This window comes from Prosthecodimorpha staleyi (assembly GCF_018729455.1).
Taxonomy (GTDB): domain Bacteria; phylum Pseudomonadota; class Alphaproteobacteria; order Rhizobiales; family Ancalomicrobiaceae; genus Prosthecodimorpha; species Prosthecodimorpha staleyi.
This window is the reverse complement of sequence record NZ_JAHHZF010000001.1, coordinates 265,178-277,158: the sequence shown is the minus strand read 5'-3', so window position 1 is coordinate 277,158 and position 11,981 is coordinate 265,178. Positions and strand designations below refer to the sequence as shown.

8 protein-coding genes and 1 tRNA gene are annotated in these 11,981 nt (G+C 65.9%); 7 read left to right on the top strand and 2 right to left on the bottom strand.

Going from position 1 to position 11,981, the window contains the following annotated elements; translation table 11 throughout:
• Positions 1 to 737 precede the first annotated feature (737 nt).
• Positions 738 to 2,012, top strand: coding sequence for a reverse transcriptase domain-containing protein (locus KL771_RS01155; RefSeq protein ID WP_261966730.1), 1,275 nt, complete (start codon positions 738 to 740; stop codon positions 2,010 to 2,012).
• A gap of 593 nt (positions 2,013 to 2,605) precedes the next feature.
• Here KL771_RS01155 and KL771_RS01150 read toward each other — a convergent pair.
• Positions 2,606 to 2,679: transfer RNA gene (locus tag KL771_RS01150), tRNA-Gln, on the bottom strand.
• 853 nt (positions 2,680 to 3,532) lie between these two features.
• On the opposite strand from KL771_RS01150, the gene KL771_RS01145 reads away from it, so the two are divergent.
• The 6 genes from KL771_RS01145 to KL771_RS01120 all read left to right on the top strand — a co-directional run bounded on the left by KL771_RS01145 (position 3,533) and on the right by KL771_RS01120 (position 10,739).
• On the top strand, positions 3,533 to 4,306 hold the full coding sequence (locus KL771_RS01145; RefSeq protein ID WP_261966729.1) for an FHA domain-containing protein: 774 nt from the start codon (positions 3,533 to 3,535) through the stop codon (positions 4,304 to 4,306).
• A gap of 3 nt (positions 4,307 to 4,309) precedes the next feature.
• On the top strand, positions 4,310 to 6,271 hold the full coding sequence (locus KL771_RS01140; RefSeq protein ID WP_261966728.1) for an FHA domain-containing protein: 1,962 nt from the start codon (positions 4,310 to 4,312) through the stop codon (positions 6,269 to 6,271).
• A gap of 43 nt (positions 6,272 to 6,314) precedes the next feature.
• Entirely contained in the window at positions 6,315 to 6,818 is a 504-nt protein-coding gene (locus KL771_RS01135) for a hypothetical protein (RefSeq protein ID WP_261966727.1), read from the top strand.
• A 40-nt stretch (positions 6,819 to 6,858) separates the two neighbouring features.
• Positions 6,859 to 7,764, top strand: a complete 906-nt coding sequence (locus KL771_RS01130; protein WP_261966726.1) for a sulfite exporter TauE/SafE family protein — start codon at positions 6,859 to 6,861, stop codon at positions 7,762 to 7,764.
• Between the two features lie 157 nt (positions 7,765 to 7,921).
• Complete coding sequence (locus KL771_RS01125; RefSeq protein ID WP_261966725.1) at positions 7,922 to 9,448, top strand: FHA domain-containing protein; 1,527 nt, start codon at positions 7,922 to 7,924, stop codon at positions 9,446 to 9,448.
• 154 nt (positions 9,449 to 9,602) lie between these two features.
• On the top strand, positions 9,603 to 10,739 hold the full coding sequence (locus KL771_RS01120) for an FHA domain-containing protein (protein ID WP_261966724.1): 1,137 nt from the start codon (positions 9,603 to 9,605) through the stop codon (positions 10,737 to 10,739).
• A gap of 125 nt (positions 10,740 to 10,864) precedes the next feature.
• Here KL771_RS01120 and KL771_RS01115 read toward each other — a convergent pair whose 3' ends face one another.
• The gene (locus tag KL771_RS01115) at positions 10,865 to 11,578 is read right to left on the bottom strand and encodes a DNA helicase (protein WP_261966723.1); all 714 of its coding nucleotides are present in this window, start codon (positions 11,576 to 11,578) and stop codon (positions 10,865 to 10,867) included.
• Positions 11,579 to 11,981: the final 403 nt, after the last annotated feature.

The following is an 11,981-nucleotide window of genomic DNA, read 5'->3' as shown; positions in this document are numbered from 1 at the left end:
GCGGTTTCGTGGACTAGGCAGAATAAATCGCATTCGGGCCGTCTGCGCATATCGATCATACCGGACACCATCTCGGCGGCGCCGGCTGAGGCTTGACTGGATCTGATCACTCTTATGGACCGCAGATGCTAGGTACGTTCCGCGAGAGTTGCGATTCGGACCTGATTGCATCGCCCTTTGGCCAGTGGCGAATGCTCTACTGAGCGTTCTCCGAAACATGGCATCGAGCTGGAGATGACATCTTGTGCGACACGTTCGCAGAGGGTGTTGGGGCGGCGAGGCTTAGGCCACGACGCCGATCGTCAGCCAACAAAGCGCAGGCCCCATGCCCCCCAACGGCTTAATGGAGGCTAGTATGCAATTTTCAGGGGCGAGGCGTGGTCCTCGGGGAACCAAAAGCGCGCCGGATCGGGGCGACCTCTCCCGGTGGGCGGGATCTGCAGTAATGCTTGCAGTGTCGGCTATTTTGCTGTACAGTGAGACTGCGGAATTTCGACTTGCCGTGGGCAACTCGCAGGGCACGGGCGTCTTGGTCTGGCTGCGTGTTGGCGATACTTCAGTCGGTGTTGGCGAATGCTCTACTGAGCGTTCTCCGAAACATGGCATCGAGCTGGAGATGACATCTTGTGCGACACGTTCGCAGAGGGTGTTGGGGCGGCGAGGCTTAGGCCACGACGCCGATCTTGCAATGGCCGCCCGGTGGGGGCAATTCAGCACGGGCGGCGGACTGCACTTAAATGTCAAGCTCGACTCTTGAGCGTTTATTTTCAAAGCAATCTGTCATAGAAGCGTGGAAAAGCTTTTACAGTGAAGCGCGCTCCCAGCAGTCGTCGGGGGTAGATGGCATCACTGTCCAGGACTTTGAGAAAAATAAGACTGTTTACTTAAATCGGCTTTGCGCTGACATCCGAGATACCTATAGATTCACGGCTCTTAAGCCAGCATTTGTTTCAAAACCGAATGGCAAATGGCGAGTTATTTGTATTCCTACAGTTCAGGATCGAATTGTCCAACGAATTCTCTGTAGATATCTCGCAGAGCTTCCGCGCCTTAGGATCAACAACGAGGTGAGCTTCGGATTTATTAAAGGCAGGGGCGCTTCGGCTGCCAGAGACAGGGCTGTTAAGCTCCGAAATTCCTTCCCGTGGGCGTACAAATCAGACATAAGTTCTTTTTTTGACAACGTGCGACGGGCGGAGTTGACAGAAAATCTTTCTAAGGCTTTGAGAGTAAGAAGTTTAGACCTCCTCCTTGCTGACGCTATTGGTTGTGAGTGCAAGGAAGCCGATAGCAGGACGGCCAGAATACTCGCTAGCTGTGGGATAAAAAAAGGCATCGGGATTCGACAGGGAATGCCACTCTCGCCCGTGCTCGCAAACTTCGTATTGCGTGAATTCGACGAAGAGATGACTAGGCTTGGGTTCAAAATGGTCCGCTATGCAGACGACTTCATTGTGCTATGTAGCACGGAGGTGGAGTGCAGGGCCGCCCACGAACATGCTACATCGATACTTTCCGCGATCGGACTTTCATTGCCAGAACTTGGTCGGAGCGAATCGAAGACCTCGATTGCCGATCCTTTCTGCCCGGTTGAATTTTTAGGTTTAGAGCTACGTCGCAAGCGATCGGATGATTATAGCCTCGTTATAACTTCAACTCAGATTGAGAAAATACGAAATCGAATTAATGATTACTCCAATGTTGACTTTCTTTTAAAACAAAAAATCACCTTCTTCCAGATAATACAAAGGGTGCAGGATATGGCGATAGGCTATAAATCTGCATACGCTTGCGCGTCTAATTTCGACGAAATCGAGAAATTTCTGGCGGATGCTCCGTATGCAGTTGTTAGAGCGCTTTTTAGACACTCGTTCGGCCCGGATGCGTTGGATAAACTGAGAGTCAGACAAAGGGAGTTTTTTGGTATGGAGCCAAGCCGCAACTCCGCCACCCCACGAAAGGCGAAGCAGAAAGGGGCGCGCGGTAGGTATCCGGTCATATCGGGGTATTAAGATTTTTAATCTTTACTTTGTTGACGCATCTCTTGGAGATGAGGGTAAGGGGAAACGGGATCCGACAAGACGTCAACACATCACGGAAAGTCATCCAGGTGACCTTCTTGATTTCGCCATCCCGCAGCGCACTGCGTGAGTTGGCTGAATGATTATTTTTATGGGGTGGGCTCCTATTTTCTTGACGACTACGGCCGCGTAACTCGCCTCGACATTGCCGACGACCTACTATCTACGTTCGAACCTGGTAGCCGTTAAACACTCGTCCTGAACTGCGTCCGATCGATGGCGAACAGAGCGACGTTGGCCAACCTCGGTATCGTAGCCTGATGCGGCGCGCGCATTCGGAGGGGGAATGAGCGAAGACGCTCGGATTTAATCGGCCGCGCAATTCTGCGCCGGGTACTCTACCTTTTCGCCGCACCACAGTCCTCGAAGGCGCAGACGGAGGCTCAATGCCGATCCGCTATCAAGATCACAGAGCGAGCAAAAACTGAGACCTGATGAAATAGCCGGTTTGAAATACAAACTAAGGTACGAAATGAGGCATGCAACCCAAGTTAAGTTTCTGAAATCTAACAATTTCAATGAAGTGGCTGGGGGACCTGGATTCGAACCAAGATTAACGGAGTCAGAGTCCGCTGTTCTACCGTTGAACTATCCCCCAACGGGCTCGGCCTTTCCCTTGCGGACGATTCTCCTTGGAGAACCGGGCGCTTGCGGGCCGGCGCGGGGCCGGGTGCGGCGAAGCGGGGGTGTGGTAACACCGGGGCTCGGGCATTTCAAGCGTCCCGATGCAGGGGATGCGCGTTTCTCGGCGTCGTCCCCAGCCGGCTGGCCCCGAGGGCCGGGTCGGAGCGGCGAAACCGGCCGCGATCGGGGGCTTATTCCGTTTGCCGGCATTGCACCGGGCGGGCGCGGAACCGGTCCGCGGCAGCCGGAGCCGGGGCGGGGGCGGGGCGGCCTATCGGTGCCGCAGCGGCCGGCAGCGGTTGAGGTGCAGCGCCTTCGGGGAGCGCGTTGACCGCGCGGCGAACGAAGCGGCGGCATGAGGCCGACCGGGAGGGTGCCGGGTCGACCGGGGCGGACGGCGTGCCGGCGGCGGGCATGCCGGGGCGGCGGGCGGGGTCGGCGGCGGGCAAGGGGCTCCGCGCCGGTGGAGAATTCGAGTCGCAGCACCCGGGAAGCGGCGTTGCGGGGAGATGGGATCGGCGCGCGGGCAATATCGCGAAGTCGTGATCGTATCGCAGATCGGCGATCGATGATTCCTCTGCCCCTCAAGAACGAATAAATCGTTCGATCCGGCCCATCTCTCCGCTGCCCGTAAAGTCTATCGGCTGCGGTCGGCCGGCGAATGCCCAGCAGATGACTGGAGGATGAACGGCCTATTCAGGCTGTCACCATGAGGGGGTGAATATAATATGGCCGCAATTGGGGCAGACACCAATATTGTGCGCCTTGACAGCCCCTCGGCGGCGTGCACACTGACGGAAAATCCCCAATCGCGCCATAGTGATCCGATGCCCACGGTCGCCATCGAAGTCGTCAATCACCGCACTGCCGAAACCATGCGCCGCGGCTACATGCTGCCGGTGCGGATCGGGCGCGGTGCGACCTGCGACATCCAACTCGACCCCGAGAATCGGGCCATCTCGCGGCTGCATGTCGAGATCGGCGAGGAGGACGGCAAGCCGGTCCTGATCAATCGCGCGCTGAACCAGAATGCCACGCACTATCGCGGCCGTTCGCTGAAGGCGAGCGAGCGGGTGCCGCTGGAGACCGGCGACAGCTTCCGCATCTTCGATTTCGAGCTGAAGGTTCTGGAGCCGGCGCAACTGATGGTATTGGCCGTCGACCGCGCCGACCTGCGCCCGCGCGGTGAATTCCCGCTGGTCCCGGGCGGCGCGCTGCTCGCCTATGGCGACGGCCATCGGCTGGCGATCGAGCAGGTCGCCAATCTGGCGCGCATCGACGCGACCCGGCTGGCCGACAAGCTGGCGCTGATCTTCTACTACGACGAGAGCGAGCCGACCTTTGCGGTCCTGTCCAACCCCGAGCGCCTGCAGGTCTATCTCGATCGCGGCTTCGTGCAGCAGGACGCACTCTACCTGCAGCCGCTCGATACGATCGAGCTCGGCGACCACCGTTTCGAGGTGCATCCGGTCGGCCAGCCGGCCATCGTCTGCGAGAATCCGACCTGCCAGGTGCTGAACGAGTACGACCGCGGCGACAATTGCCGCCTCTGCGGCACCCGTCTGTTCGGCGCCACCCGCATCGTGCGCGGGAAGACCTGAGCCATGATGCCGATCGAGATCCAGGTCCGCGACGCCGGCGGAAGGACGCTCGCCCGGTTTCGCCTCGCCGACGAGGGCGAGTACCAGATCGGCCGCGAACAGGCGAAGGTCGAGATTCCGCTCGTCGACGGCTCGGTCTCGCGCCGCCACGCCGCGGTCCGGCTGTCGGGCGGCCGGCTGTTCGTGACCGATTCGGGCTCGACCAACGGCACCAGGCTCGGTGAGACGCCGCTCGGCAAGCACTGGTACGAATGGCTCGCCGGCGTGCCCTTGGTGGTCGGCATCTTCACGCTGGTCTACGAGCCGGGCGACTTCGCCGAGGAGGCGCCGGCGGTCGAGACCGACGACGAACGCACCGCGCCGGTGCCGCGCGCCGGCACGGCCGACCCGGTGCCGTGGCTCGAATCGGAATTTCCCGGCCGGCTGTTCGCGCGCGACACGGTGCCGGTCGCCGAAATCGTCGCCAGCGGCAAGCTCGCCGGGGAGACCGACTATCTGGCCGTCGGCGGCGGCATCGGTTCCTTCGTCTGGGTCGACCATCTGCGCATCTGGGGCGTGCCGCAGGACCGCATCCGCGTCATCGGGGTGACCGCGAGCTGCTACGAAAAATGGAAGGAATATTGCGAGAATTCGCAGATTCCGGGCCGCGAGCGCATCCGCTCCAACTCGATCTCGACGCCCGACAATCTCTGGGGCTTTCCCGGCTACGCGCTGCGCGAGACCTGGCGCGAGGTCAAGGGCGGCGACATCCGCGGCTTCCGGCACATCCTGAAGGTGTTCGGCGAGCCGACTCTGGCGGAGACCTATACGCCGCGCGCCGACGACGTCTATGCCGCGCTCGATCGCGAGGAGCTGCGCATCGGCTGGCGGCAAATGCTGACCTTCGGCCGTGCCATCGCGCTGCGCAAGACGGATGACGGCCGCTACGTGCTGGCCTACAAGATCCCCGCCGACCAGGCCGGCGACAGCGACCGCGACCGCTATTTTCTCGCCCGCGTGGTGCAATTGGCGACCGGCTATCCGACCACGCGCTATCTCGACGACCTGCAGTCCTTCAAGCGTCAGAACCGCGGCTCCAACCGGGTCGTCAACGCCTATGAGGAGCATGAGGGCATCTACCGGGCGCTGGCCGAGCGCGGCGGCACGGTGGTGGTGCGCGGCCGCGGCATCGTCGCCTCGCGCGTCCTGCAGCGGCTCCACGAGACGCGCCAGCGCAACAAGCAGATCGGCGTGCTGCATCTGATGCGCGGGCCGGTCGAGGCGGGGGCCGCGTTCGATCTCGCCCGCCGGGCGGTCGGCTACGATGTCGAGATGCAGCCGTTCAACTGGCCGAAGGCCTGCTGGGGCGGCGAGTATCGCCGGCTCCTGGAGGCGGCGGCGCCGGAGAAGCGGGTCGAACTCCTGTCCGCCTGGGGCGGGACGACGACCGCCGAACGCGCCGACTGGATGGCCATCCTGTCGGCCGGCAAGCGCGAGGGCTGGTACCGCATCTATTTCGGCGAAGTGAAGAAGATGCGGCTGAAGAACGACAAGGTGGTCACCGAGATCGTCGCCAAGGGGCCCTTTTCCGAGACGCTCGACCTGGTCGCCGACTATGTCATCGACTGCACCGGCCTGATTGCCGACGTGACCTCCTCGCCCTTCCTCAAGGACCTGCTGGCGCGCTACAACCCGCCGCGCAACAAGGCGACCGGCAGCGGGCCGGACCAGCGTCTCGCCGGCATCGCCGTGACCAACCAGTTCGAGATCGCGGCGCTGCGCAACGGCCCCGGCCGGGTCTACGCCGCCGGCGTCGTTACCCAGAACGGCCCCTATGCGGCGGTCGACAGCTTTCTCGGCCTGCAATATGCCGCGCTGCGGAGCACCGACCACCTCGCCGCGGCCCGCGCGCCGGGCCTGAGGAGGATGGGCCCCTTGCGCTCCTTCGTGCAGTGGCTGAAATGGACGGCGGGGGCGAAGCCTTGAGCGGGACGACAGCCGGCGCCGCACCGGCGAGGAGGCCGATCGCATGACGCCGACCCTCTTCGGGCGCCTGCAGACGCGCCTCGCCCTCTATCTGCTGATCGGCCTGCCGGTCACGCTGGCGATCGCATTCCGCGCCTCCGGCTGGTCCTGGCCGCCGGCCGCCGAGCCGTGCTGGTTCATCGCCACGCTGTTCGCGCTCGGCCTGGTGCTGGAGCCGGTCTATTTCCAGATGCAGCGGTTCCGCTGGGATCAGGACTGGCCTTTCGCCTTCTTCGCCTTCTTCTCCGTGATGGAGTTCCTGGCCGTCTATGCGGCCATGCGGCTCGACTGGCTCCCCTACCTGCCGGCCTGCCTGCAGTCGCGCCTCGATCCGGCGCGCCAGGTGCCGGTCTGCCAGGTGCCGAGCCTCACGCTCGCAGAAGCCGCCGCGCATTTTGGGCTGGTCTTCGTCCCCATGCTGATCGCGCTCCTCGCGGGGCTGCAAATCTTCATGGTCCGTTGGCGCTACCGGGGCGGCCAGTTCGGTCGTTTCCCGGTGATCGACTGATTGCCCCATGAGCGCGCCGGGCCGGAGCACGAGCCGATGGATGTGGAGCGGGCAGGGGCTCGTGGTGCTGGCATTCGCGGCGGCGCTGCTGTGGCAGCTGAGCGCCGTGGGACTCGGCCTCGGCGGCCTTGCCCGGCTGGCGCCGGGCGTCCTGCCGGCAGGCTTCTTCGCCGGACTGGTCTCGGGAGCGACCGGCGCCGGTTCGGGTCTGGTGCTGGTGCCGGTTTTCGACTTCCTGCGCGACATGGGGCAGATCCGCATCACGTTTCAGCAGGGCGTGGCGACCGCCGTCTTCATACAGGCCTTCGCCATGGCCTGCGCGGCCTTCGGCTGGGTCGCCCGGCTCTACGGGCCGAATGGGCCGGCCGCGGCCATGCGCATCCCCGGCAACGACCTGATCTCGATCGTCTTCGCGACCCTCGCCACCGCGCTGCCGACCATTCTGATCACGCAGTCCAACGTCCAGCTGACCGACCGCACACTGCAGACCGCCTTCGTGATCTTCGCACTGGCGCTCGGCGTCACGCTCCTGATCTTCGCCTGGGCCTTCCGGCGGGTCGAGGCGACGCGGCAGCGGCCGGAGCGCTTCGACCTCTACATGTTCCTCCTGATCGGCGTCGCCGGCGGCTACGTCTCCGCCTTCTTCGGCTTCGGCATCGGCGAGTTCCTGGTCGTCTACCTGATCTTCCGGAAATTCCCGGTCTATGCCGCGGTGGCGGCCTCCGTGATCGTCTCGGCCGCAACGGTCGGCGCCGGCACGGTGGTCAATCTGGGGTTCGGCCGGATCGTCTGGGATCTCGCGCTGGCGGCCATCCCGGGCGGCATCGCCGGCGGCGTCCTGGCGCATTGGGCAGCGACCGCGATGGGGCCGCTCTGGGTCAAGACGGTTGCGGCGGCATGGATCGTCGTTTCGAGCCTGGCCATGATCATCAGGGCGCTGGCATGAGGGCGCGCGCGCAGGGGGCCGGAGAGCGTCGGATACTGCCGCGCGGAGCGGCCGATTTCGCGGGAATCGGCAACTGTTCTAGTCTCGCGTCGCGGCACAGTCCGCATCGCGCCCTGACGGCGCCGGACCGTCCGGGAACCAAGAGGAGAGGCACGCCTTGACCGCCGCAGGACCTTTGCGGGCGCTCGCCGCCCTGGCCTTGGGCTTCCTGGCGCTTGCCGGCGCGGCCGGGGCGCAGGATGCGACCAGCTTCCAGCCGCGCTGCATCGTCGCCACGCTCGACAACGCGCCGCATGCCATCTGCGAGACCGGCGCGATCGCGGGCGGCCGGGTGATGCATGTCCGCTATCAGAAGGAAGGCGCCACCGGGGTTGCCGAAGCGAATTTCCTGTCCTTCACCTCGGTCGGCAAGGCGTCCTCGGTGTTGGCGGTGATCGATCGAGGCGACCGCCGCCGGCAGCGGGTGGTCAGCCTGGCGTCTGGCGATGCGGCCCGCCTGATCGAGGCGGCGCGCGTCGCCGGCCCGAACAACCGCTTCGGCGTCGGCCAACTGGCCGACCGCTACGAGACCCTGGTGCCGATCGGGGCCAGCCGCGAGGAAGTGGCGCGGGCGACCACGGGCATGCGCGCCGACGGCACGATCGGCGATTCCGGACGGCTGCTGATCGATGCGTTGCGCCAGCTGACGCTCGCACAGTCCGAACGCCTGGTGCTGCTGCTCGCGTCCGACGGCAAGCCCGAGGATCGCGCCTATGGCCGCGACGACGTGGTCAAGGCGCTGCGCGACGCGAAGGTGGTGGCGGTGACGGTGGCCTTCCGCGAGCGCCCGGATGCGCCCGGGCCGGAAATCGCGGCCTTGCGGCGTCTGGCCGAGGATACCGGCGGGCTGTTCTTCGATGTCGGCAGCCAGAGCGGCCGGCTCGAGGATGCCGCGGTCACCCGATTTGCCCAGTTCGTCGGCTCCGGCGGCACCGCGACCTTCCCGCTCAACCGGGTCGATCCGCGCGGACGCTACCTGCTGACGCTCGAATTCGAGAATGGGCGGGCGGTCACCGGCGCCTTCTTCGCCGACGTTCCGGCCGGCTCCGGAACGCCGGCCAATCCGCCGCCGCCCGCACCGGCGCCGCGTGCCGCGCCGGGTCCGGCCACCGGCACCAATACGCCGGCCGGGAGCCCGTCGCCGGGGGCCGGTACGCGCCCGCAGCCCGGCTCGACCGAATTGCCGGGGCTGATGGACCGTTCGGGTCTCGACAATCTCGCCGACTGGTTCTCGGCGGAATGGCGCCAGCGTCCGACCCTGGTGATCGGCCTGCCGGCCGGTGCCTTGCTGATCGCCGCCGGGGTCGCCTGGCTGGCGGTGCGGCGCAAGCGGCGCAAGCCGATCCTGGCCTGGCTGGAACTGGCCGATCAGAATCGGACGCGCGTACCCGTCAAAGCCACGGCGGTTCGCATCGGCCGCCATTCGGAAAACGACATCCGTTTCGAGAACCGGAGCGTCCACCGTTATCACGCCATATTGACGCGCGATCTGGCGTCGGGCCGGTTCGTGATCTCGGATGTTTCCAAGGACCTGGAACATTCCAACGGGGTTCTGGTGAATGGCGAGATGTCGCTGAAATCCGTGCTCGCCGACGGCGACACGGTGGAACTCGGGGAGGTCAAGTTCCGCTTCCTCTATCCGTGACGGCGCAGCCAGCGCCGAGCGGGCAGGGCCTGCGGGGCGGTCGGCCGGGGTGGGGCGCCAACCGCGATCCTTGGAATAGGCACGTGCATTCATCGGCCGATCTCGTCGTGGGTGGTGACGGGCAGACGGCCGGACCCAATCAGGAGGCAACAGCATGTCCGATCAGGACCAGGACAACGAACCGACCCGGATCGTGCAGCGTCCCGGACCCAAGTCCCTGCCGCTCACGGTGGGGTCCGCACCGCTGCTGGCCGGACCGGCGCCGGTCTCGGTCAGCCCCCGCTCGCCCGCCGAGCCGGCGCGCGCGTCCGACGATCCGGAGGCGACGCGCGTCGCTGTGAGGCCGCGACTGACGCCGCCCGGAACGCCGGTCGGACGGGTACTGCCCCCCGCCGGCGCGCCTCCGGTGCATCCGGTCGTGCCGCAGACGATCAGCCCGCATCCGTCCGAGCCGGAGCCCTTCGCGTCGCCGGTCCCGCCGCCGACCTTCACGCCGACGCCCAGCCCGGCCCCGCTGCCGCCGGTGCCGCCGTCGCCCTTCATGGCCGCGTCGGCGCCGCCCGCCCCGGCCGACACCTTCCCGGGCTCGGCCTCGCGCGAGACGGCGCCACCGGTCGACATGCCGTCCTGGCAGCCGCCGCCGGCCCCGGTCGTGCCGGTGCGGCCGTCCGTCGCCGCGCCGCCGCCGCCGGTCTATACGCCTCCGCCGCCCGCCTATCAGCCGCCGCCACCGCCGGCGGCCGAACCGCGCTACGCGGCGGCCGCCGCGGCCGAGCGCACGCCGCTTGCGGTGCCGGAGAAGCCCGCCGTCACCCTCAGTCAGGCGCCGGCCGAGCCGGTCGTCGGCTGGGTCGTGGTCATCAAGGGACCCGGCCGCGGCGCCTCCCGCGAGGTCTTCTCGGGCCGCAACGCGCTCGGGTCGGACCCGGAGCAGATGATCCCGATCAATTTCGGCGATCCGGCCTTCGCCCGGCGCGGGCATGCCTTCATCGTCTACGACAATGAGGAGCGTGCCTTCTACATCGAGGACGGCAAGCAGAAAGAACTGGTCCGCGTCAACGGCCAGCTTCTGTCCGAAACGCGTGCGATCCATCACGGCGACGAGATCCGGGTCGGCCAGACGACCCTGAAGTTCGTGGCGCTGTGCGGCCCCGAATTCGACTGGGCCGACCGGACCGCGCCGCGCACCGACGCCGCCGCGTCGGCCGCCACCGCACGCCCGGAACCGGCGGCCCCGGTCGAGGCCGAGCCGCGTTCCGATGCGATGACGGATTCCGGCGACATGATCTGAGCGCCGACCTCGGAGCGGATCGATGCGTCCGGCGGTTCGGTCCGCCGGTCGCTCACCCCGGGCCGGCTGCCGTCGCGCCTGGTGGCCGGGATCGGCCGCCAAGCGGGCCATGGCCGTGTGTCGGTTCAGGCGATCGTCTGCAGGCTGATGTCGCCGCCGTGCAGGAAGCAGGCTTTGGTGAAGTGCTGCATGCTGACCGGATTCGGCAGCCGAATGTCTGTGATGTCCGGCAGGGGCTTCTGGGTCGGGTCGAAACCTCGGTCGATCTGCGAGATGAAGCCCAGGACGATCCCGGTTTCGGCCGCAAAGTCGCGCAGGGCGCGAACCTGGTCGGCAAGCGCAGGCTTGCTGCGCTGCTGATCGAGGATTTGCAGATAGTCTATGATGGCGACGGTTCCGCGGGGCGCCCCCGACAGATGGCGGATGATGAAATCCGCACAGATCGCGTCGGAAGCCACAATCTCCAGCTTGTCAGCCCAGCCCGATTCGCTCCGATCGAGCGATTGAATCCGCTGCCGCGCTTCGCGGATGGAATATTCGAGCGTGAAGAAGACCGCGCTTCGGCCCGCGCGGGCGGCGTCGAGCAGGAGCTGGAGCCCCAGAAGCGTTTTGCCTTGGCCCGGACGTGCGCCCAGAAGCAGGAGATCGCCATCGGCGAGGTGCGGCAGCAGGGCCGTCGGCGGCGTCTCGGCCGCATGCCGCGCCGAAAGCAGGCTCCAGCGCGGGAAACCCTCGGCGCGTGCGACGCGGTCCAGGGCTTCGTGCAGGGGGATCGTCTCGCGTCGCGCCATGCGCTTGGCGCGGTGCTTCAAATGGGGAATGGGTGTCTTCGGCTTCATCGGAACAGCTCCAGTGCGAGCCGGATACGCAACCCCTCCTCATGCGATGGCCCGAACGGACGGTCCGACGATTCCTGTACCCCGTATGTCGGATACTTCCCCGGCAGGAGGGGGGAGGCGCGGGTCGAGCCTTGCGTCGAGACATAACGGCGCGACCGAGTCGGGGCAAGACTGCTCGAGGCGGCCCGGGTCGGCACCCGGGATGTGGTGCCGAAACATCGACCGGCCGCCGATCTGCCGCATCGAGGTGGTCTGAGGCCAGGGTCCCCGGCGCATTCCGCGCGGCCCGGGATCAGGGGGGGGCGGCGGAACGCTCGGCTCCCCGGTCGGTGCCCCTTGCGCCAGCTGCGGGCCGACGCGACGGCTGAGGGCTTCGATCCGGCGATCGTGATCGGGACCGGTG